Genomic DNA, 21,767 nt, shown 5'->3' with positions numbered 1-21,767 from the left:
ATCAGGCTTTCTTTGTGCTCAGGACTTCCGTCAGCTTCACGCCGAAGCGCGTATCGTCATTTTCGAGGACAGTGATCTCACCCTTGGCGATCCGCCGTCCGTTTACCGTAATCTCGACCGGTTCGCCGATCCGCTTGTCGAGCGCTATGATGGCGCCCTCTTCAAGACCCATAAGCCCTGAAACTTGCATGCGGCTTGTGCCGAGCACGATTTCGACCGTGATCGGGATATCCATGATCAGGTCGAGGTTTGAGTTGAGCCCGCTGCCGGGCTCGGACATCGCAGCACCCGAGCCGAAATCGCTGCCGCCGAAGCTTGCGCCCGAAAGATCAGCACCGCCGAAATCGCCGCCGCCGAAGTCCGAACCGAGATCCGCGCCGCCGAAATCGGAGCCACCGAAGTCTGCGGCCGGTGTTGCCGTGTCTGCGCCGAACTCGGCACCGAATTCCGCGCCAAAATCGCTGGTCGGTGCATCGCCGTCGGCTTTCAGCACGCCGCGCAGGTCATCAATCGCCTGGTCCAACTCGGCTTCATTGCCGGCAGCGGGAAAAATATCGTCATCGGGTGCTGGGGTTTTCTTCGTAGCCATGAAAACACTATTCCTGTTGAAACTTGCGTGAAGCTGCCCATTCTTCGCATTGCGGTATGAGCAGTGCTCTTGTTTAACCCATGAGGTGGCGCAGCAGCTCCTGCTCGGTGCTGATATTGTCCTTCACGCGCACCGTGTAGCGCTCGCCGGACCGTCCGAATTCGCAATTGTACATGTCCTTGCCATTGGCGCTGACCTGAGCCTGAACGTCGGTCTTGTCCTCGAAAGCGATGACATCGCCGACCATCAGCTTGGAGATGGTTTTCAGCGTCAGGCTCTGCAGCCGGATGCGGGCTTCGAGCGTCACCGGGGACCGGCGCACCTGCTCGGTGATCTTGTCATGCCATTCCTTGCGGTTCTTGGAGATCTGGCCTTTCGGCTTTGGCACTTCCACCTTCGTCTTCAAAAGCGCGCGCTGGGGAATGACGAGGGCGATTTCCGAGGTGACCTTGCCGATGTCGACCGCAAGGCGGATGGTCGCGCCATATTCCACCGGCATGTCCGGATCGGCAGGCGGGCGATCGCCAGCATTGTGCGGGCGTTCCAGCATGGCCTCGAAACCGCCCGGCGCATTGACGCCGGAGCGCAGCACATTGGCCGTTCGCTCGAACACCATGGTGCCGAGATCCATTTCGATATCCGACAGCGGGCGCTCCGGCGGCTGTTCGACCATCGAGGGATCAGCGCCCAGCATGCGTTCCATCAGGCCGATAATGAAGCTGTTGCCGCAGGCGAGCACGAAATTCGGGCACCAGTTGCGCAAGGATCCGTCCGTCAGGCAGACGGTATCGCCAAGCTCGGCAATGAGGTCCGGCATCAGGCCGGACTGGAAACCGACATAGGAGACCTCGATCGAAATACCCGTCTCGCTGTGGAAGACGTCGGGCAGGAAAACCGAATAAAGCTGCCCGAAATCGCCGCAGATCTTTTCAACCGTCTGGCGGTCGCCAAGGCCATTGGTCAGCTTGGCCAGAAGCGCGTGATCGAGGCGATCAGGGGATTTTTGCGTGTCGTCGCTCATGGTCGTTATGCCGCCTTGCTTTCGCCGCCGCCACCGGGGTTCATCATTTCCTGCTCGACGGCGTCGATGGAGGGACGCTCATAACCGGAAATGGTCTTGCGGCCATATTCCAGCGCCACCTGCGGCACGGAGCCGTTCATGTAGGCGATCAGCGTCTGCTTCACGACGATGTAGAGGCGGTGCTGTTTGTTGCGCACGATCTTGATCTGCGAGCAGAGCGGGCTGACGAGGCAGTAGGAGAGGAAGATGCCGAGCATGGTGCCGACGAGGGCGGCGCCGATGAGGCCACCGAGCACTTCCGGGCTTTCGTTGATCTTGCCCATGGCCTTGATAACGCCGAGAACGGCGGCCACGATGCCGATGGCCGGGAAGGAATCGCCCATGATCACCATGGCATCGTAGGACTTCATCTTGTCGTGCAGGATGGTGTCGAGTTCCTCGTCCATCAGCGCCTCGATCTCGTGGCTGCGGGCATTGCCGATGATGATCAGGCGCACGTAGTCACAGATGAAGGCGGTGAGTTCCTTGTTCTTCAGCACGGTCGGGGCCGACTGGAAGATCGAGGATTCGTCCGGATTGTCGATATGCGCTTCGATCTCGTTGCGCGACTTTGTGCGCAGGTCACGCATCAGGGAATACAGGACACCCAGAACGTCGAGATAGTTGCGTTCCTTGGGAACGGCATGCTTGAACGCCTCACCCAGCGCCTTGCCGGCATCCTTCACCGTTTTCATCGGGTTGGCCATGATGAAGCCACCGAGACCGGCGCCACCGATAATCACCAGCTCGAACGGCTGAACAAGGACGTCCAGATGGCCGCCCATGGCCATATAGCCGCCGAGGACGCAGCCGAGTGTGATAACGAATCCGATAATAATGGTCATGGCGAGCCTGTACCGTGGTTGTATCAGGTTTCGGGATACGGTGCGTGGCTTGCGTGAGGCTGGGTAAACGGCGCCTGAAACCTGTGTCGGCGCGAAACAGCCTCGCGCAAGTCTGCCTTCCTAGTGTCGGCTGCATCAGGGGGTAACGCCCTCTCCACCCGTGCGGAGAGGTGCCCATCATGGGCGTTGCCCCCGTTCCCTATAGTTGAGACACGGAGGCAGATGATATGCAGTCCGGATTATATGTCGGTATTTCGTCGCAGATCGCGCTGGAGCGCCGGCTGAATACCATTGCCGACAACATGGCCAACATGAATACGGTCGGCTTTCGTGCGACCGAAGTCAAGTTCGACGAGGTCTTGAGCAAGACCCGAAACGAGCTGAACGCCAAGGTCGCTTTCGTCACCCAGGGCAACGATTACCTGTCGACGCGCAGCGGTGCGCTCGAACAGACGGGAAATGCGCTGGATTTCGCCATCAAGGGTGATGCCTGGTTTGCCATCGATACCCCTGCCGGCCAGGTTCTGACGCGTGACGGACGGTTTACCATGAAGGAAACCGGCGAGCTGGTGTCCAACATGGGGTATGCGGTGCTCGATGCCGGCGGCGCGCCGATCCAGCTCAACCGGGCAGGCGGACCGCCGGAAGTCGGCGCCGATGGGCGCATCAGCCAGGACGGCAATCCGGTCGCAACACTTGGCGTGTTCAGCGCCGATATTTCCAAGGGTTACCTGCGCTACGAAAACGCCGGCGTGATCCCGGTCGAACAGCCGCAGCCGGTGGTCGATGCCTTCAATGTCGGCGTGACCCAGGGTTATCTCGAACAATCCAACGTCAATGCCATCGGCCAGATGACCGAGCTGATCCAGGTCAACCGCGCCTTCGAAGGCATTTCGGCGCTGATGCGCGACACGGAACAGCAGTTCGGCGAAGCCATCAAGACGCTGGGCGGCACACGCTGACCTTTAGGACATAACGCATGGAAACGAGAATGGCCGAGACCGGTGCCGGCGCAAAGCTTTCCCATATGGCCGAGCTGGTGCGCCGGTTTGCCGATCCTTCGGTGGCGGTGGCACCGGGCGGGCGCGTGCGCACCATCGCAGCTGGCCATTATACGGTGGCGGGCCTGTCGCGGCATGTGCGGCTCGGCGAATTCGTCGCCCATCGCAGTGCCACCGGCATTCATCTCGGCGAAGTCGTTCGCGTCGAGCCCGATATCATCTTTGTCTGCCCCATCGAGCCTGGCGAACCCATCGGCATCGGCGATGTCGTCATTCGAAAGGGCGCCTTTCGCGTCGCGCCGGATGAGAGCTGGTGTGGCCGCACGATCAGCGCGCTTGGCGAACCCATCGATGGCAAGGGGCCGTTGAAGAACGGCCCGGTCAAGCGCTCGATCTCCAACACCGCGCCGCCTTCCATGACGCGCAAACGCGTCGAGACCGGGTTTCGCACCGGCGTTCGCGCCATCGATATCTTTTCGCCGCTCTGCCTTGGCCAGCGCCTCGGCATCTTTGCCGGCTCCGGCGTCGGCAAATCGACGCTTCTGTCGATGATGGCGCGTGCCGATGCTTTTGACCGCGTCGTCATCGCGCTTGTCGGCGAACGTGGCCGTGAAGTGCGTGAATTCATCGAGGATACGCTCGGCGACAACATGGCGAAATCCATCGCCGTCGTGGCCACCAGCGACGAAAGCCCGATGCTGCGCAAGATGGCGCCGCTCGTCGGCATCACCATTGCCGAACATTTTCGCGACAAGGGCGAAAATGTGCTGTTCATCGCAGACAGCGTGACGCGTTTTGCCCATGCCATCCGCGAGGTGGCGGTTGCCTCCGGCGAGCCGCCGATTGCGCGCGGTTATCCGGCCTCCGTGTTTACCGAGCTGCCGCGCCTGCTGGAGCGATCCGGCCCCGGGGCGGAAGGTGCGGGCACGATCACCGCGATCATTTCCATCCTTGTCGATGGTGACAACCACAACGACCCGATCGCCGATTCGGCGCGCGGCATTCTCGACGGCCATATCGTTCTGGAACGCAGCCTGGCGGAAGAGGGGCGTTATCCGCCGATCAATCCGCTATCCTCCATCTCGCGTCTCGCCCGCAAGGCCTGGAACGGCGACCAGGAAAAGCTGGTGTCGCGGCTGAAGGCGCTCATCCACCGTTTCGAGGAAACCCGCGACCTTCGCCTGATCGGCGGTTATCGAACCGGCAGCGATCCGGATCTCGACATGGCGATCAAGCAGGTGCCGATCATCTACGACGTCCTGAAACAATCGCCGGGCGACCAGCCTGTGACCGATGCCTATGCGGATCTCGCCGCCGCCCTTCGGGCGGGTGCTGCCCCGCAGCAGACACCGACAAGACAAAGAGGATAACCGCCGATGAGCATCAACGCACGCGAAGACGCGCCCGTCGCGCCGGCTCGCCGCCGCTTTGGCCGTCTCAGGCTTTCGAGTGACCGGATGCTGGCGGGAGCCGGCATCCTGATTGCCATCGTATCTGCATCCTTCCCCTGGTACGTGTTCTTCAACGAAGACAAGTTCGGCATACGTGTGACGCCGATGGAGATGACGCGCGACCTGCCGGAAGGTCCGCCGCGCCCTGTCTTCAGCGTTTCGCCGCTCGCCCTCGTCGACAACGACGACAAGACGACGCCGCCCGACAAGATGCTGGAACCGCTGGATACGCTGACGACGGCAACGGTTGCCAAGCCCGACCGTGGCCGCCAGACCGACAGCGCCGTGGCGCCGGAACAGCCTTTCCCCGGCGGCAACAGTTTCCGGTTGATGCATGTGGCCAACGGGCGCGCGCTCATCCAGGACAATTCCGGCATGTATATGGTGCGGGTCGGTTCGATCCTGCCCGACAACAGCCGGCTCGCCATCATCGAGAAGCGCGACGGCAAATGGGTCATCATCACCTCGACCGGCGAGATCTACGATGATGCCGCATCGTCCGGCCCGTAAGTCTGACGCAAGATTAAAGGCATAGGCTTCCCCTACAAGATGGAGAGAAGCCCATGCAACCCATTCAACTGTTCGACCTGGCATCGCGTCAAGCGGAATGGCTGTCCATTCGCCAGGAGGTTGTTGCCGGCAACATCGCCAATGCCAACACGCCACAATACAAGGCCAAGGACGTCACGCCGTTCTCCGCCGTCCTCAACTCCACGGGCATGAGCATGGCCCGCACGCAGCCGGGCCACCTGTCCGGCACCGGCGTCAGCAGCCGCATCAACGTGGATGTGGAAGAGGAAAAGCTCAACAACGAAATCGGTATTCAGGAATCGGGCAACACCGTTGGTCTTGCCGGAGAACTGACCAAGACGGGCGAGATCAAGCGTCAGTATGAGCTGAGCACGAACCTCGTCAAATCCTTCCATCGCATGATGCTGATGACAGTCAAGAGGTAGACCCATCATGGACCCGCTTTCAGCCGCTTCGAAAATCGCCGGCTCCGGCCTCGAAGCGCAGGCCACCCGCCTGCGCATCGTGTCGGAAAACATCGCCAACGCCCGCTCCACCGGCGACACGCCCGGTGCCGATCCCTATCGCCGCAAGACGATCACGTTCGGCGCGGAACTGGACAAGGCGTCCGGTGCGCAGGTGGTCAACGTCAAGAAGCTCGGCACGGACCAGTCGGATTTCGTCGAGGAATACGATCCGGGCAATCCGGCCGCCGACGACAAGGGCATGGTCAAGATGCCGAACGTCAACATGCTGATCGAAATGGCCGACCTTCGCGAGGCCAATCGCACCTATGACGCCAATCTCCAGACCATCAAGCAGACGCGCGAACTGGTCGCCGCCACCATTGACCTCCTGAAGGCTTCGCAATGATCGACAATATCCAGAATGTCAGCTCGCTTTCCCTGACCCGTGGTCTCGGCACATCGTCAACCGAAAGCTCCAGCTCCTCCTCGTCGATAGCCGGTTCGGCCGCCCAGGCGGAAAATTCCGCCATGAGCTTTGCAAACGTGCTCGGCAACATGGCAACCGACGCCAGCAACAGCCTCAAGTCGGCCGAAGCCATGTCCTTCGAAGGCATCAAGGGAACGGCCAATACCCGCGAAGTGGTGGATGCCGTCATGCAGGCGGAGCAGTCGCTCCAGACGGCGATCGCCTTCCGCGACAAGATCGTCAACGCCTATCTCGAAATCACAAAGATGCAGATGTAACGGTTAGGACGAAGACATGAGAGCGCTTTCTGTCGCTGCAACGGGCATGGATGCCCAGCAGACCAATCTTGAAGTCATTGCGAACAATATCGCCAATATCAACACCACCGGCTACAAGCGCGCCCGCGCCGAGTTTGCCGATCTTCTCTACCAGACGGAGCGCGCCGCCGGCGTGCCGAACCGGGCAAACCAGGCGATCGTGCCTGAGGGCGCCAATATCGGCCTTGGCGTGCAGACGTCGGCCGTGCGCAACATCCACACGCAGGGTCAGCTGACGCAGACCGAGAACGATCTTGATCTCGCCGTCGTCGGCCGTGGCTGGTTCCAGATCCAGTCGCCGGACGGCAATACGCTCTATAGCCGCGCCGGTGCCTTCAACACCAATGCCGATGGCCAGCTGGTGACGATCGACGGTTATGCCGTCGTGCCCAACATCACCTTTCCGGCCAATGTCAGCGAAACCGTGATCAGCCGCACCGGCCAGGTCAGCGTGCGTGTCGGCAGCGACAGTGATTTCACCGAGATCGGGCAGCTGACGATTGCCAACTTCGTCAACGAGGCCGGCCTGAAGCCGCTCGGCGACAACCTGTTCCAGCAGACCGCAGCCTCTGGCGAAGCCATTGTGGCCGCCCCTGAAGATCCCGGCTTCGGTTACCTGAAGCAGGGTTATCTGGAAGCCTCCAACGTCGATGCCGTCAAGGAAATCACCGATCTCATCTCGGCCCAGCGTGCCTATGAGATGAACTCCAAGGTGATTACCACCGCCGACGAAATGGCCTCCATCGTCTCGAAGAACCTGAAGTAACCGGAAACAAAGAGGGTGGCAGACATGATGTTCCGCCGGACACGCAGCATGAAGCGCCTTGCCTTGGTGGCGGCCCTGCACCTTTCTGCAGGCGCCTTTGCCAGCCTTGCGCATGCGGATATGGGCGTCGCCATCGTGCCCACGCAGATCATCTATCCGGGCCAGGAAATCTCGCCGTCCGCGCTGAAGGAGGTCGAAGTGACCAATCCCAATATCGCCGGCGGGTATGCAACGGCCATCGACGAGGTGAGCGGCATGATCAGCACGCGCACGCTGCTGCCCGGCCGCACCATTCAGGTGGCAACGCTGCGCGCGCCCTTTGCGGTGAAGCGCGGCGCCTCCGTGCGGCTCACCTTCGCGGTTGGCAATATGATGATTTCCGCCTCCGGAACCCCGCTCGAAAACGCCTCGGTCGGCGACGTGATCCGTGTGCGCAATCTGGATTCCGGCGTGACCGTTTCCGGCACCGTAATGGGTGACGGCTCCGTGCAGGTGATGGCGAAATGATGAAACGTCTTCTCGTGGCCGCCGGCCTTTCCGTCCTCTCCATCCTGCCCTTTGCGGATCCGGCGCTGTCGGATGCCGCGCGCATCAAGGATATCGCCTCGCTGCAGGCCGGCCGTGACAACCAGCTGATCGGCTACGGCCTGATTGTGGGCTTGCAAGGCTCCGGCGACAGCCTGCGCTCCTCGCCGTTTACCGAGCAGTCGATGCGCGCCATGCTGCAAAACCTCGGCATTTCCACGCAAGGCGGCCAGTCGAGCGCCAAGAATACGGCCGCCGTCATGGTGACGTCCACCCTGCCGCCCTTTGCAAGTCCCGGCAGCCGCCTCGACGTGACGGTGAGTTCGCTTGGCGATGCGACATCGCTGCGCGGCGGCACGCTGATCATGACCTCGCTCACCGGCGCTGACGGCCAGATCTATGCGGTGGCGCAAGGCTCTGTCATCGTCTCGGGTTTTTCCGCGCAAGGGCAAGCGGCCTCCGTCACCGAAGGCATCACCACAGCCGGACGCGTGCCGAACGGCGCGATCATCGAGCGCGAACTGCCGTCGAAATTCAAGGATTCGGTCAATCTCGTGCTGCAGCTGCGCAACCCGGATTTTTCCACCGCCGTGCGCATTGCCGATCTGGTCAACAATTTTGCCGCGCAGCGGTATGGCGGCCCGATCGCTGAGCCGCGCGATTCGCAGGAAGTCATCGTGCAGAAGCCGAAGACGGCGGATCTGACGCGCCTGATGGCCGAGATCGAGAACCTTGTGGTGGATACCGATACGCCCGCCAAGGTGGTCGTCAACGAACGCACCGGCACCATCGTCATCGGCGCGGATGTGAAGGTGTCGCGCGTGGCGGTCAGCTATGGAACACTCACCGTCCAGGTCAACGAGACGCCGCAGATCGTCCAGCCGGAGCCGTTTTCCAATGGCGTGACAGCGGTGCAGCCGCAGACCGATATCAGCGTATCGAAGAGCGGCAGCAATGTCGCCATCCTCAACGGGCCGGACCTGCGCAGCCTTGTGGCCGGTCTCAACAGCATCGGCGTGAAGCCTGATGGCATCATCGCCATTCTCCAGGGCATCAAGTCGGCCGGCGCGCTTCAGGCAGAGCTGGTGATCCAATGACGAAGGGCAAGTTCATGATGACCGCAGCCGTTTCGAGCGCTTCAGCCCCAAAAGGCCGGTTCGCACTAAGACTCCTCGCCGCCGCCGCCCTGTTGCTGCTCGTGCCGCAGGTGAATGCGCAGCAGGCAACGGCCCCGCTGAACGGCGCGCAGTTTCCGACGACAACAGGGCAGGACATCGAAAAGTTCTGCACCAACATTGCCGACAGCGCCCGCGACCAGCGTTATCTCCTGCAGAAACAGGAGCTGGAAAAGCTGCAATCGGGCGTCGATGAACGCATTGTCGTCCTGGAAACCCGCAAGGCGGAATACGAGGACTGGCTGAAACGCCGCAATGATTTCCTGGCCCGCGCCCAGGTCGGTCTGGTCGACATCTACAAGACGATGAAGGCCGACGCCGCTGCTCCCAGGCTCGAGGCGATGGAGCCGGGCATTGCTGCCGCCATCATCATGAAACTGCCGGCGCGCCAATCGGGCCTGATCCTCAGCGAAATGGATGCGAAAAAGGCCGGCATGATTTCCTCGATCCTCTCCAGCGCGTCAGACCCCAATACTTCGAAGGACCGTTCATGACCAAGCGCGCACCCGCTCTGCTGGCCGTTCTCCTGCTCACCGGCTGCCAGAGCCAGACGATCAAGGAAATCGGCAATGCCCCGGCCATGAGCCCGATCGGCAGCGGGCTGAATTATGCCCAGACGCCGCAGATGTCGCTTTATCCCAAGCAGCCGCACCAGACGGCCAGCGGTTATTCGCTGTGGAGCGACAGCCAGGCCGCTCTGTTCAAGGATGCCCGTGCGCTCAACGTCGGCGACATTCTGACCGTTGACATCCAGATCAACGACAAGGCCAATTTCGACAACGAGACCGACCGCAGCCGCACCAACGGCACAAGCCTCACGTGGAACGTGGCCGCCAATATCCTCGGGCTCACGCCCTCCACCGATGGCGACATGAGCAGCGATTCCGACTCCTCATCGAAGGGCAAGGGCTCCACCAAGCGCTCGGAAAACCTGAAGCTTCTGGTGGCGGCGGTGGTGACGGGCGTCTTGGAAAACGGCAATCTCCTGCTGTCCGGCTCGCAGGAAGTGCGCGTCAACCACGAGATCCGCATCCTCAACGTCGCCGGTATCGTGCGCCCGCAGGATGTCGATTCCAAGAACGTCATTTCCTATGACAAGATTGCCGAGGCCCGCATCTCCTATGGCGGCCGTGGCCGCCTGATGGAAGTGCAGCAGCCACCGGTCGGCCAGCAGGTCGTCGACCTGTTCTCGCCCTTCTGAGCAGACGGCAAATCGTAAAGGACCAGGTGATGGAAGAGGCAGCGGACGGCGCTCCGGAGAAAAAGAAGGGGTCGATGGTGATAACGATCGTGGCCATCGCCATCGTGACGTTGGTCGGCGCCGGCGCCGGCTGGGTCCTGGGTGGCATGATCGCGCCAAAGGCGCCCGTCGAAGCGGCTGCGGCTGCCCCGGCGCCTGCCGCCGCGCACGGCGAGAAAAAGGAAGAAGGACTTCCCCATATCGCGACGGCGGCTGCCGGCGTCGTACAGCTGGAGCCTATCACCACCAATCTTGCCTACCCCTCCGACAGCTGGATCAGGCTCGAAGTGGCGCTTGCCTTCAACGGCCCGCCGGAACTGGCGATGGCGGAAGACATTCACCAGGATATCCTGGGTTACATGCGCACCGTCTCGCTGCAGCAGATCGAAGGGCCGCGCGGCTTTCAATATCTTAAGGACGACATTCAGGAACGTGTTGACCTGCGTTCGCAAGGCAAAGTATCGAAGGTGATGTTTAGGACCTTCGTGATCGAATGATTCGACTGATCTCGCTGCTGATCGCCCTTGTGGCGATACCGGGTCTTGCGCTGGCCCAGCAATCTCCGACGGATCTCCTGAACCTGCCAATCGACGGGTCGGCTGCCGCGTGGATCATCCGCACCTTCGGGCTTTTGACGGTGCTATCAATCGCGCCGGGCATCCTCGTGATGGTGACGAGCTTTCCGCGCTTCATCATTGCCTTTTCGATCCTGCGCACCGGCATGGGGCTCGCAACCGCCCCTTCCAACCTCGTCCTCATCTCGATGTCGCTGTTCATGACCTTCTACGTCATGTCGCCCACCTTCGACCGGGCCTGGAGCGACGGCGTGCAGCCGCTTTTGCAGAACCAGATCAACGAGGCGGAAGCCGTGCAGCGGATCGCCGAACCCTTTCGCACCTTCATGAGCGCCAATACGCGCGACAAGGACCTGTCGCTGTTTGTCGACATCGCGCGCGAGCGCGGCCAGTCGGTCGGCACGGCGGAGCTTATCGATTACCGCGTGCTGATCCCGGCCTTCATGCTGTCTGAAATCCGTCGCGGCTTTGAAATCGGCTTCCTGATCGTGCTGCCCTTCCTCGTCATCGACATGGTCGTTGCCGCCATCACCATGGCCATGGGCATGATGATGCTGCCGCCGACCTCCATCTCGCTTCCCTTCAAGATCCTGTTCTTCGTGCTGATCGACGGCTGGAACCTGCTTGTCGGCAGCCTGGTGCGCTCCTTCAACTGACGCCAAACATTCCCTTCCCAACAGACAACATGAATAACCCGGCGGTTGCTGCAACCGCCGGGTTATTCATGTGTGTCAGGCTGGATAATGTTCAGCGGACGCCGGGGATCTGCTCGTAGCGAAAGCCGTAGCCGCGGAAGGTGGCGTTCTGTTCGCCAATCGCCGAGCCGATGTCGTAGGTGGCGCCGATCGGACGTGTATGGGCAACCCCGATATCATCGAGAATGGCCATGCGCTCTTCAGGGCGGCCGAGGAAGCTTGGCCAGAGATGATCGAGGCCGTAGCCGGAAACCGAATCCTTGAAGCTGCCGATGCAGATCTCAAGCGCCCGGCGCGAAAACAGCGGGCACATGATTTCGACGAAACGCTCGTGGCGCACGCCGCCTTCGGCACGCTTGATGGTGATCGGATGGTTTGGATGGCTGCCCGGTGCATCGGTGAGCGCCGGCTGGCAGAGATCCAGGCCATGCTTGCGCGACAGGTGGAACATCCGGTTGATCTCTTCGCCCGTCACCATCAGGTCGTCATCCGGCAGCCAGATGCGATCATAGGCCCAAAGCGGGCTACCTTCGTAGAACAGATCGGCCAGCAGCATGAACTTGCGCTTCTGCGGCAGGTGGGCAAGATATTCCGCCGGCGCCGGCAGGAAGGGGCGTTCAGTGCCGTAATAGCCGACGCAGAGATCCCAGCTGCGCTTGGCATCGGGAAGATTGTCCAGCCAGTTGCCGTGCAGCGTCTCGGAATTGGCTGGCACCACGACAAGGTTCGGGCGCAACGGGCGCTCGAGCTGAACGAGGAAGTTTGCCTTGCGCTCGACGCCTGCCGGTGTCGGGCGGACCGGATGCGCCGGGTGTTGCGTCCGCGTCAGCATGAATACGCCGCCGGTTGCGCCGATTGTGCCGCGACCGGCAAGGCCGACGATCTTTCCGTCCTGCATCTGCGCAGCATTGAAGATCACCGTCAGCTCGCCCCGGTTGTTGACGAGGCAGAGGCGATCCTGGAACACGTGCCAGTAATCCACCGACGGTTCGAAGAAATTGCCGATGCGACCCTCCGGCGCCAGAACCAGGAAGGGCGACAGGGAGCCGGCATCGAGGCTGGAAAGCTGCCAGAAGCTGCCCTCCAGATCGGCTTTGGTGAGCGCCGGTGCATCGCCCCAGTCCGCACTTGTGGACGCTGTGTTTTCCGAAATCAGCATGTTCATGGATGATCCTGTGAGGTAATTGGCTCCAACGGAGGCAAGGCGGTGATGGTCATGCGCGGCTAACCTGGAACTGCTGTCCATTCAGGTTGTCGATGGTGAGCGTCTGCTTGTCCTTGGACAGTGAAACGAGATCCGTCGCACCACTTTCGATCCAGCGCACGGAGGCGGTCTCACGGTCCTGAGAAGGCACCCAGGTTGCAGCCGGAACGCCCGACAGTTTTACGCTCATGTCCTTGTCGAAGGAGACGGTCTTGCCGCTGGCGGTGGCCCAGTTGCCGCTGATCGGGCCAAGCTGCACGGCCTGGCCGACGGCCGGCGCAAAATTGGTGATGGCGCACAGCAGCTGGTCGGGGCGCTGGCGGCGCGGGCTGATCATTGTCAGCTGGTAGGCCGGATCGATGGTCCGGAACAGCGCCAGCCACTGGCCGGGGTTGAAGACGGAGCAATGGCTATGGCCATCGTCATAACAGGCGATGACGTGATAGCTCAGCTTTGCCGAATTGTGCAGCTTGCGGATCAGGGCCGGCAGCGCTGCGGGTTCGAAATGTTCGAGAACATCGGCCGAGCAGCAGACGTCTGCCGATGGGATGGCATCGGTCAGCGCATTGGCCTGCTGGAAAGTGGTGTTTTTTGGAAGCGTGGTCAAAAGCGGCGAGCGCGCCCAGTCGAGGCCCGTCAGCGTCTCGACATAGGGAGCCACGGCATGCAGGAAGCGCCCGTTGCCGCAGCCGACTTCCACCAGGCTTTTCGGCCGCATGGCTACGATAAACGGCAGGTGCTCCACCATCCAGTTGTTGGTCTGGTAGGCAACGTCCTGCGTGTGAAGGCGCTGGTAATCGTTCGCCGTGATGTTGCGCACGGCCGCCGAGCGGTCGAGGCCGGTGGCATAACCGGTGCGCAGGATGTGCTGGTCGATGAGGGATTCGAGACCCGGCACCTTGCGCAGGTCCGAGAGCAGGTCGGCGTAACGCACGAACGAGCCGCGAGCGACTTCCGACAGCACGGTCTGCAGGACAAATGCCTTCTGGCCGTTGTCGTGCAGGGCGCCGCTGATCTTGCGCGCGGCGGCATCGTCAAGGCTTGCGGCAGCGGTCTGTGGAGCTGTCGACGCCACCCGGTTTGCCGCCTCGTGGCGACGCCGTTCGTTGTCCGCCAGTTGTCCCGTCAGGTTGGCGATCTGGGCGCGCAGAAAATCGATTGCCGCATCGCAGCGCTCGATTTCGCCGGTCTGGGCGGCTGGCGAATCGTTGTTGAGGTCTTGCACCTTGAGGGTGGCGCCGTCCGGGTGATGCATGTCAGTCTCCTTGAAGTGTCCGCGCTGCGGGTCTGGCGCTTGGTGCTCTCGATCTCTTGTTCACGTTCGCCTTCGGGAAAGCCGGTCCTGCGCCTTTCCCGGACAGGCGCTAGGCTTGGGCGACGGCGAACTGGCCGCCGATATTGTTGCGGCAGACCAGACGGCCATTGCCGGCGTAGCGGACGAAATCGACCCAGAAACCTTCGTCCCACAGCAGGAAATAGGCCGGTTCCGAAAGCGCCAGTCGCCGCCATGTTCCGGCCTTGCGGTTGTCGCGGGTCACGATGCCGTCTGGCTCGAGCTTCACCACGCCGCCGCTTGGCCAGCGCCAGTGCCTGCTGGTGATGTCGTCACCCACAATGCTCGGCTGGTTGCCGGCGATGATGTCCAGCACGAAACGCGTCGTGCCATAGACGCGTTCAAGCTCCGGCCGGATGTCGCCGGTGAGCGTGCGGTTGAAATCGTTTGGCTTGATCTTGTGGGCGGGATAACCCCACCAGACATTGTGCAGTTCGCGCAGCTGGTTGGGCACCATGTTGCGCAGCGTATCGCGGTGGTCCGGTTCGGCAGCGCCGAGCAGGCAGCGCCAGAACTGCGGGTCCATGAAGGTGTCGAATGTCACCTGCGCATAACCTTGCGCGCTCTCCGGCGTGTCGGAAAACACCAGCGGGCAGACCGGAGGCAGAAGAGACGTGGTGGCGCGACCGAAGAAGGCCGCTTCCTGCATCAAGCCTGAGGAGATGCCCAGGAACTCCAGCGACTGGTCGCAGCACAAAAGGTCGTAGCTGTTGGCCGTGGTGACCTCGAGCGCCGGGTAGATGCCGCGCAGCAGGTCCGTTTCACTTCGGATATGCTCCGGCGAGGCGCTCGGGTGGCGCAGGTATAGGACGTGAGCGCCCTGCAGCTTCTGGTGAAGCGTGCTGAGCGCATCGCGGAAGTGGAAAAACCGGCCATCGACGATGATGCTGGCATCCGACGCGGTCTGCCCGATGACGACCACCTGCCTGCCGGGGCGGCGAGGGATATTGGCCTGCGGCACATAGCGATCGCGGTGGCGGAACGCCGCCGAAAGTTTGGTGGCTTCGGCAACGATCTCGTGGCGCGGCAGGCTGATGCGCGACAGCTTCGCCCTGATGTCTGAGGAGTTGCTGGTGATCGCCAGCACCACGTCCGGCAGGAAGCGGATCGGCGACAGGCGGATATCGATATAGGTGACACCACGCTCGGTCAGGAAGTCGAGGAGGCCGGGCGAGGCCTCGTAGCAGATATGCAGCGCACGGGGATCGACATAGGTCGAAAGCGTGCGGCGACTGTCCGGACTTAAGGTGGCGTATTCATTCAGCCAGGCGGTTTCCGGCCCCTTGGGAAGGGCAGAGCCTTCCTGCCGCAGTGTTCCGTTCTGCCACATCTGCCGCCGCACACTCATCGGCATCGGCTGGCCGAGTACGGCCTGAAGCGGTGCGCCCAGAAGTTCGTAGAAAAACTCCTTGGCGGGCCAGAAGGCATGGCGAAACACGTCATCGATAAACGTGATGGACGTCCATTGCACGGGCGCCATTGTTCCAGCGGCATCCGACTGGTCGCAGAAGGGGATCCTCATCCGATGCGACCCTCCCGGTAAGGCGTGATACTTGGCCCAAACAGAGGGTGATCCCAGCCGGTCGGGCGGGTCGCCTCCGGCCTTGGTGCCGGCTGAACCGCGACCTCGGCCTCCACCTTGTCGAGTTTCATCGGTGCCGATTGCGCAAGCTCGAATTCGGCGCCGAAGAAATGCAGCCACATGCGTTCCAGCACGTAGCCGTAGCAGGGATGCGCCATGGAGGCCTGATAGAGCTGCTTTGCCGCCTCCTGCGGCAATTGCTTGATCACGTGGTTGCGTGCGGCAAACAGCGCGCCATAGGAAAAGATCCCGAGCGAGCTGGCCTCGGCCTTTGCCGCAATCTCCGGCAACTGCGCCATTTTCAGGAAATGCGCCGCGATGTTGGTGCCTTCCGGCAATTGACCGTGTGCATGGCGATAGGTGCGCCCGGTGTTCAGCGCGCCGATGTCAAAAAACTCAATCGGCGCCCAGGTGTAGAGCGAGAACCGCTCCGGGCGGATGCGCAGACGGCCGGCCAACTGCTCTTCGTACAGTTTCAGGATGCCGGATGGCGGAACCTCATGGTCGCACTTCCACTGCCAGGACAGCGGCTGCAGGTCATCCCACTGGCGCCAGACGCTCAGGAGCCGCATGAAATCCGGACTATGGGTGAAGGGGTCGGCCTGCGAATAAACGGTGAAGTCGTCGTTGTCCTCGGTCTCCGTCATCATGTGAAAGAGATAGGTTTCCGACTCTCGCCCGGCATTCGGCCGCTGCACCACCTTGCGGGCGCGCTCGAGCACGGCCGGCGAGGTGATCGCATCGCCCTTGTTGTAGATGTAGATCTCGAAGTCTTCGGGAACGTCGACGATCCAGTCGATCGGTTCCAGATACCGTGCAAGAACGAGCTTGTTCACACTACTCTCCAAGTCAGCGCAGGCATCTGGCCAACCGTGACCTTGAGCCCAGGCGCGAAAAACACCGCCATGCCACCGTCGCTGCACAAAATGCTTCGGGTGACGATAAGCTTGGAACCTATGCGCGATAGCTTGTGCAGGGCTGACGCGCTGAAGGTGCAGCAAGATCAAACGCCGGCGTTGCTACAGCCTCGCGAAAGCAAGAGGCGGTATTGCGACAGTCCAAGCGGTCCTCACGCGCGAAGGACCCATGATCTCGCCAGGGAGAGCCCGATGTTTTCCACCATACCCATGTTGTCGATCTGTGTTCCCACCTACAACCGCCGGCCGATGCTGGAACGCAATGTGAAGTTTCATCTGGAGGCGTTTCGCCGGATGGGCATTGCCTTCGAGATGGTCATCGTCGACGATCGCTCCACCGACGGCACGAATGAGTATCTGGAACAGCTTGCCGGCATCCCGGAAATCTCCCACCATCGGCGTGTGAAGAATTCCGGCTTTCTCAGCAATTATGCCTTCGCCATGCAGCGGGCGCGGGGAAAATACGCGCTGTTCCTTGGCGATGATGACCTGCTGATCCCGGAAAAGGTGGCCGAATATCTGGCCATGCTGGAGGCTGATCCGGCGCTCGGCATGATCCAGGCGCCCTGGATGCTGGTCAACGAAAAGACCGGCGGCACGGATATGCAGCCCTTTTATCACATTCCCGGCCCGACACGGTTTCGCAAGGACGAGCACCAGCAGATGCTGGACTTCCTGCTGACGCATCATGTCTTTCCGGAATTCCTCATCATCCGGCGCGAAATTCTCGACCAGACGATCTCCAGCCTTGCACCGTTCATCTTCTGGGCCTTCCTTTATACCACGCGTGCGCTTGGCAAGGCCGATGTGCTGTTCCTGCCGGCACCCTTTGCCCGCGTCACCGGCGTTGCAGCCGATGGCGACGTGCAGCAGGGCAAGAAGGAATGCATGTTCCAGTGGGATACCTATCTCGGTGGCCTTGAATACCTCGCTTCGCACGCAAAAATCTCGACGCGGCTCACCAATGCCGAGCGGCTGCATTTCCACGAGCGTTTCGTGCAGTTCATGCTGGTGCGCAAATCGGTGGCGTTGCGCCTGCACATGGCCTTCCGCAACTGGCCGGAAGCCTACATCATGTATCACCGCATGTCGGCTTATCATCCGTCTCCGGCGACCCAGGAGGCCTATGGCCAGATCTGCACGCTGGCGGCCATCGTCACGGCCCTGACGGAAGCGTCGGGGTATAGCGGCGGGCCTGTCGTGGTCGATCCGATCATCACCAACGAGGCGCTGCAGATGATCCCCGATGCGCTGAAGCCGCATGTGGTGCGCCAGCCGCCGGTCGGTCACCAGGGCCCGCGCTCCTGGCTGGTCATGCAGCCGGATTTTGCCGCCCAGGCGCCGGTGGGCGACGGCGTGTTCGAGCTGCGCCACTACATGGCCCAGTTCGCCTGATGGCTTGAAAGGCTGCGGGACGAAAGTCCCGCATACCCTTCGATTCGAAAAAGGGCATCGCCAGCCGGCGGTGCCCTTTTTTGTGCGTCGGGCGGGGCCAGATCTCTCTCCAGCGCCTCGAACGCAAAAAGCTCCCCGGCATAGACCGGAGAGCTTTTTGATGAGGGGAGGGTGGTGGCAGGACCGCCCGGTCGAAAGGTCAGTTCCCCTCGATGAGGAAAGGTTGCGTGCGCGCGGCAAGTGCCGGGATGTCGATATGATCGGGCGCCAGTTTCTGGCGGGCGCGATCGGCCATGATCTCGTAGCCTGTCTCCAGGTGACGGCAGAAGCGCTCGGCATCAAACAGCGGCTTCACCAGCCGGTTCTCTTCAAGGCGGGCGCGAAGTGCCTTCACCAGCTCGGGGTTTTCATAAAGCGCCACGGCCTGTTTCAGGTAGTCGGCCTCATCCTCGGCAATCAGGTCCGGCACGCCGATGGCGTTCAGCAGGCTTTCCGAAACGCGCGAGGCAAAATGCTGGCCCTTCATCGTCAGAACCGGAAGCCCCGCCCACAGCTGTTCGGAAGTCGTGGTGTGGCCGTTATACGGATAGGTGTCGAGGCCGACGTCAGCGAGCGAAAGCCGGGCCAGATGCTCCTCATAGGAGACCACCTTGGTGAACACGATACGTTTCGTCTCGATGCCCGCTGTGGTCAGCTTGCGCAGGATGTTGTCGCGGCTGTCGTTCGACTTGCACATGATCCACAGCACGCTTTTCGGCGTCGCCTTCAGGAGCTTGATCCAGAGGTTGATATTGGCAAGCGAGATCTTGCGCGTGGCGTTGAACGAGCCGAAGACAAAGGCGTCTTGCGGCAGCTTGGCATCGGCGCGGGTAAAAAGGTCGCGGCGCGGGCGCTCATAGGGATCGTTCGGCTGGTAGGTCTCCGGCATCCGGCAGAACTTTTCCCAATAATGCGGCTTGGAGCTATCCGGCAGCACATGATGGTCGCCGATGATGTAATCGAGATCGGTGTTGACGGTGGTGCCGGGAAAACCGAGCCAGGCGACCTGAACCGGGGCCGCCTTGAAATTGAGGATGCCCGGCCGGCCGCCACGGGTGTGACCCTTCATCTCGACGAGGATATCGATGTTGTGCGACCGGATGACCTCGGCCGTTGCCGGGTAGCTGAGGTCGCGCACGTTGACGATACGGCCCCAGTTTTCGCGACCGGTCTCGTGTTCCAGGTGCTTGGGATCTGTATAGCAGAACAGCGTCACCTCGAAGCGCTCCGGATCGTGGGCTTCGAGCACGGCGCGGAACAGCTTCATCGTCGCATGCTGGCTCCAGAAGTCCGACGACAGGTAACCGATGCGGATCTTCTTCCCCCATGTGTGCGGCATGGTGAGCCGCTCCTGCGGGTTGCTGGCCGGAAAGGCATCCGCCTTGTAGCTGACGAGCTTGTTCATCGCCTCGTCGGTCAGCCAGTGCAGGTTATAGAATGGCGTTTCCACGCCAAGCAGCCGGCGATCGTTGCTGGCGATACGCTCCAGGCGCAGCTGCAGGCGCTCCATTTCGGCATAGTTGTTGATTTCGCGCTGCGCCACCAGATGCGCCATGATCAGGATCAGGCTGTTGGGCATGCGCGACAACAGGTTGGCAACGGATTCGCGGTCGCGGTCGTTTTCCGGCGTGCCGGTCAAAAGCAGGAAGGCGAGGCTGTTGTGCTGGGAGTTCTCGCTCATCGACAGGGCCGGCAAAAACACCCGCACCATGTCTTTTTCGCCCCGCTTCATGAACAGCGAGGTGATGATGAAGGCGAGATCCGGATCCTTCTGGGCGCGCTGCAGAAGCGGGCGGCCAAGGCTCAGCGCAAGGTCGTCCTGGCCCAGATCGAAATAGATCTTCATCGCCTCGGCATAATAGTCCTCGGCGCGCGATCCGCCAAGTTCGGCGGCCAGCACATAGGTGCGGGCGGCATCCTCGCGAAACCCGAGCGCCACCAGCGTGCGGGCCAGAAGCGTATAGGTCTTGGCATCCTTGGAGTGGTCCAGCAGCTTGTTCAGCGAGGTCAGCGCCTCGGTGAAATGGCCGCGGTGAAAGCTCTTGGAAGCATCGGAAAACAGGGTCTGCGGGCTCAACATCCAGGCTCCGGATTGGGTTGCCGATCATTGATCGCGGACGAGAAGAATCCACGCTCGGTTTACCATTCCTAAAGAGCCAAGCTTGCCCGAAACCGGTGGCCCCGCACGGTTGACGAATCAATGACCGGATAGCTGCAATTGTCCATAGCCACTTAAGACATCTGCAATGATTGTCTGCGACTGTCATTCTCACATGACGGGTTTGGTTTTCCTGAAGATCCGGAACCGAGTGGGCATGAAGCCAGACGTCATCACCGGTATTTATAGCCCGGTATGTCCCCCAGTAGTACTCCGTCAAACAAGGGACTAGATTCACCATGACCAGCATTCTCACGAACAACGGTGCAACCGCTGCACTGGCGACCATGCGCTCCATCAACAACGACATGGAGACCACGCAGAACCGCATTTCGTCGGGCTACAAGGTCGAAACCGCTGCTGACAACGCCGCTTACTGGTCGATTGCGACCACGATGCGTTCCGACAACAAGGCTCTCGGCACCGTTCAGGATGCTCTCGGCCTTGGCGCTGCCACCACCGATGTCGCCTACACTGCACTTGAAGCCTCGATCAACGTGGTCGACGAAATCAAGTCGAAGATCACCGCCGCTTCCGAACCGGGCGTTGACAAGGAAAAGATCCAGAAGGAAATCAAGCAGCTGCAGGACCAGCTGGTTTCGATCTCCAAGTCGGCTTCGTTCTCCGGCGAAAACTGGGTTTACCACACGGCATCCGCCGGCACCGGCACGCAGGCTATCGTTGGTTCGTTCAACCGCGACGACGCCGGCAATGTCAGCCTGACGACGCTCGAATACGACACCAGCAACTCCTCGCTGGTCGAAGTCGACTCGTCCGGTTCCTACGTCACTTCAGTCGGCAAGGGCCTCCTGTCCTCGAACATCGAGTACACGAACGCCACCGGTTCGACTGCAACGACGAGCTTCTCCGTTCTGACGCTCGACGTCAGCAGCGATGACCTGACGGAAGCCCTGAAGGCTGTCGACAAGGTTCTCCAGGACATGACGGATGCAGCCGCAGACGTCGGTGCCCTCAACAGCCGCATCGAAATGCAGGATACCTTCGTTGCCGACCTGATGGACTCCATCGACAAGGGCGTTGGCAAGCTGGTTGACGCCGACATGAACGAAGAATCGACCCGCCTCAAGGCTCTGCAGACGCAGCAGCAGCTCGGCATCCAGGCGCTCTCGATCGCCAACAGCGACTCGCAGAACGTTCTGTCGCTCTTCCGTTAATCGCTTTTTGATTGACCGATACCGTTCGCACTGGATCGCGCCCCGCAAGGGGCGCGATCTGCGTTTGGGGCCTGGGCGAGGCCCCGCCGCCTTTCGGGATGCGCGAAATTCTTTCAGCAATGTTGAGGCGTTAACGGATCTTGCACCTGCGCTTTACGCTTCGTTAACCACATTAAGGTTAACTGAAGTCACTCAAGCGGTGCGCCTCGCTTTCACGGAAAAGCTGAGACGAGCATGAAGCGTATCACCCCTTGCCGGAGAGAAACCGGAATGTCCCTGATT

At 61.3% G+C, this 21,767-nt stretch carries 23 protein-coding genes; 15 read left to right on the top strand and 8 right to left on the bottom strand.

Annotated elements, in window-relative coordinates; genetic code table 11:
* Window position 1: 1 nt before the first annotated feature.
* The 3 genes from fliN to motA form a co-directional block, all read right to left on the bottom strand.
* On the bottom strand, window positions 2-589 hold the full coding sequence (fliN, locus tag AC4CWH_RS13690) for a flagellar motor switch protein FliN (RefSeq protein WP_491319165.1): 588 nt from the start codon (window positions 587-589) through the stop codon (window positions 2-4).
* A 73-nt stretch (window positions 590-662) separates the two neighbouring features.
* The gene (locus tag AC4CWH_RS13685) at window positions 663-1,610 is read right to left on the bottom strand and encodes a FliM/FliN family flagellar motor switch protein (RefSeq protein ID WP_491282609.1); all 948 of its coding nucleotides are present in this window, start codon (window positions 1,608-1,610) and stop codon (window positions 663-665) included.
* A 5-nt stretch (window positions 1,611-1,615) separates the two neighbouring features.
* Window positions 1,616-2,494 (bottom strand): flagellar motor stator protein MotA, encoded by an 879-nt coding sequence (gene motA, locus AC4CWH_RS13680; RefSeq protein WP_491282608.1) that lies wholly within the window; start codon window positions 2,492-2,494, stop codon window positions 1,616-1,618.
* A 227-nt stretch (window positions 2,495-2,721) separates the two neighbouring features.
* Here motA and flgF point away from each other — a divergent pair, with 227 nt between their 5' ends.
* From flgF to fliP, 13 genes are read left to right on the top strand one after another with little or no spacing between them, the layout of a single operon-like run.
* On the top strand, window positions 2,722-3,456 hold the full coding sequence (gene flgF, locus AC4CWH_RS13675) for a flagellar basal-body rod protein FlgF (protein WP_491319164.1): 735 nt from the start codon (window positions 2,722-2,724) through the stop codon (window positions 3,454-3,456).
* A gap of 29 nt (window positions 3,457-3,485) precedes the next feature.
* A complete protein-coding gene (gene fliI / locus AC4CWH_RS13670; protein WP_491321433.1) occupies window positions 3,486-4,865 on the top strand; it encodes a flagellar protein export ATPase FliI in 1,380 nt (459 codons plus the stop codon).
* 6 nt (window positions 4,866-4,871) lie between these two features.
* The gene (locus tag AC4CWH_RS13665; RefSeq protein ID WP_491319163.1) at window positions 4,872-5,456 is read left to right on the top strand and encodes a flagellar protein; all 585 of its coding nucleotides are present in this window, start codon (window positions 4,872-4,874) and stop codon (window positions 5,454-5,456) included.
* 53 nt (window positions 5,457-5,509) lie between these two features.
* Window positions 5,510-5,902 carry a flagellar basal body rod protein FlgB gene (flgB, locus tag AC4CWH_RS13660; RefSeq protein WP_491282605.1) on the top strand — a complete coding sequence of 131 codons (393 nt, stop codon included), beginning with the start codon at window positions 5,510-5,512 and terminating at the stop codon, window positions 5,900-5,902.
* Window positions 5,903-5,909: 7 nt separating this feature from the next.
* Window positions 5,910-6,329 (top strand): flagellar basal body rod protein FlgC, encoded by a 420-nt coding sequence (flgC, locus tag AC4CWH_RS13655; RefSeq protein WP_491282604.1) that lies wholly within the window; start codon window positions 5,910-5,912, stop codon window positions 6,327-6,329.
* Window positions 6,326-6,667, top strand: a complete 342-nt coding sequence (gene fliE / locus AC4CWH_RS13650; RefSeq protein WP_491319162.1) for a flagellar hook-basal body complex protein FliE — start codon at window positions 6,326-6,328, stop codon at window positions 6,665-6,667. Before flgC ends, fliE begins: the two co-directional genes overlap by 4 nt.
* Before the next feature lie 16 nt (window positions 6,668-6,683).
* Entirely contained in the window at window positions 6,684-7,472 is a 789-nt protein-coding gene (gene flgG / locus AC4CWH_RS13645; protein ID WP_491282602.1) for a flagellar basal-body rod protein FlgG, read from the top strand.
* Window positions 7,473-7,496: 24 nt separating this feature from the next.
* Window positions 7,497-7,979 carry a flagellar basal body P-ring formation chaperone FlgA gene (gene flgA, locus AC4CWH_RS13640; protein ID WP_491282601.1) on the top strand — a complete coding sequence of 161 codons (483 nt, stop codon included), beginning with the start codon at window positions 7,497-7,499 and terminating at the stop codon, window positions 7,977-7,979.
* Window positions 7,979-9,094 carry a flagellar basal body P-ring protein FlgI gene (locus AC4CWH_RS13635; protein ID WP_491321432.1) on the top strand — a complete coding sequence of 372 codons (1,116 nt, stop codon included), beginning with the start codon at window positions 7,979-7,981 and terminating at the stop codon, window positions 9,092-9,094. Before flgA ends, AC4CWH_RS13635 begins: the two co-directional genes overlap by 1 nt.
* Window positions 9,091-9,666 carry a MotE family protein gene (locus AC4CWH_RS13630; protein ID WP_491319161.1) on the top strand — a complete coding sequence of 192 codons (576 nt, stop codon included), beginning with the start codon at window positions 9,091-9,093 and terminating at the stop codon, window positions 9,664-9,666. The genes AC4CWH_RS13635 and AC4CWH_RS13630 overlap by 4 nt, the downstream gene beginning before the upstream one ends.
* The gene (gene flgH / locus AC4CWH_RS13625) at window positions 9,663-10,373 is read left to right on the top strand and encodes a flagellar basal body L-ring protein FlgH (RefSeq protein WP_491319160.1); all 711 of its coding nucleotides are present in this window, start codon (window positions 9,663-9,665) and stop codon (window positions 10,371-10,373) included. Before AC4CWH_RS13630 ends, flgH begins: the two co-directional genes overlap by 4 nt.
* A gap of 29 nt (window positions 10,374-10,402) precedes the next feature.
* Window positions 10,403-10,909, top strand: coding sequence for a flagellar basal body-associated FliL family protein (locus AC4CWH_RS13620; protein ID WP_491319159.1), 507 nt, complete (start codon window positions 10,403-10,405; stop codon window positions 10,907-10,909).
* Complete coding sequence (gene fliP, locus AC4CWH_RS13615) at window positions 10,906-11,643, top strand: flagellar type III secretion system pore protein FliP (RefSeq protein ID WP_491282598.1); 738 nt, start codon at window positions 10,906-10,908, stop codon at window positions 11,641-11,643. Before AC4CWH_RS13620 ends, fliP begins: the two co-directional genes overlap by 4 nt.
* A gap of 91 nt (window positions 11,644-11,734) precedes the next feature.
* Here fliP and AC4CWH_RS13610 read toward each other — a convergent pair whose 3' ends face one another.
* The 4 genes from AC4CWH_RS13610 to AC4CWH_RS13595 all read right to left on the bottom strand — a co-directional run bounded on the left by AC4CWH_RS13610 (window position 11,735) and on the right by AC4CWH_RS13595 (window position 16,637).
* Window positions 11,735-12,847 (bottom strand): DUF707 domain-containing protein, encoded by a 1,113-nt coding sequence (locus AC4CWH_RS13610; protein ID WP_491319158.1) that lies wholly within the window; start codon window positions 12,845-12,847, stop codon window positions 11,735-11,737.
* A gap of 49 nt (window positions 12,848-12,896) precedes the next feature.
* Window positions 12,897-14,141, bottom strand: a complete 1,245-nt coding sequence (locus tag AC4CWH_RS13605; RefSeq protein ID WP_491319157.1) for a class I SAM-dependent methyltransferase — start codon at window positions 14,139-14,141, stop codon at window positions 12,897-12,899.
* A gap of 109 nt (window positions 14,142-14,250) precedes the next feature.
* Entirely contained in the window at window positions 14,251-15,741 is a 1,491-nt protein-coding gene (locus AC4CWH_RS13600; RefSeq protein ID WP_491319156.1) for a hypothetical protein, read from the bottom strand.
* Window positions 15,738-16,637 (bottom strand): hypothetical protein, encoded by a 900-nt coding sequence (locus AC4CWH_RS13595; RefSeq protein WP_491319155.1) that lies wholly within the window; start codon window positions 16,635-16,637, stop codon window positions 15,738-15,740. The genes AC4CWH_RS13600 and AC4CWH_RS13595 overlap by 4 nt, the downstream gene beginning before the upstream one ends.
* 273 nt (window positions 16,638-16,910) lie before the next feature.
* Between AC4CWH_RS13595 and AC4CWH_RS13590 the strand changes: the two genes are divergently transcribed.
* Window positions 16,911-18,113 carry a glycosyltransferase family 2 protein gene (locus AC4CWH_RS13590; protein ID WP_491282593.1) on the top strand — a complete coding sequence of 401 codons (1,203 nt, stop codon included), beginning with the start codon at window positions 16,911-16,913 and terminating at the stop codon, window positions 18,111-18,113.
* Between the two features lie 199 nt (window positions 18,114-18,312).
* Here the strand turns inward: AC4CWH_RS13590 and AC4CWH_RS13585 are convergent, their stop codons facing one another.
* Entirely contained in the window at window positions 18,313-20,229 is a 1,917-nt protein-coding gene (locus tag AC4CWH_RS13585) for an O-linked N-acetylglucosamine transferase, SPINDLY family protein (RefSeq protein ID WP_491319154.1), read from the bottom strand.
* Between the two features lie 320 nt (window positions 20,230-20,549).
* Here AC4CWH_RS13585 and AC4CWH_RS13580 point away from each other — a divergent pair, with 320 nt between their 5' ends.
* Window positions 20,550-21,485 (top strand): flagellin N-terminal helical domain-containing protein, encoded by a 936-nt coding sequence (locus AC4CWH_RS13580; protein WP_491282591.1) that lies wholly within the window; start codon window positions 20,550-20,552, stop codon window positions 21,483-21,485.
* Window positions 21,486-21,767: the final 282 nt, after the last annotated feature.

The organism is Neorhizobium sp. PAMB6716 (genome assembly GCF_058242805.1).
This window is presented reverse-complemented; position numbering and strand designations above follow the sequence as displayed.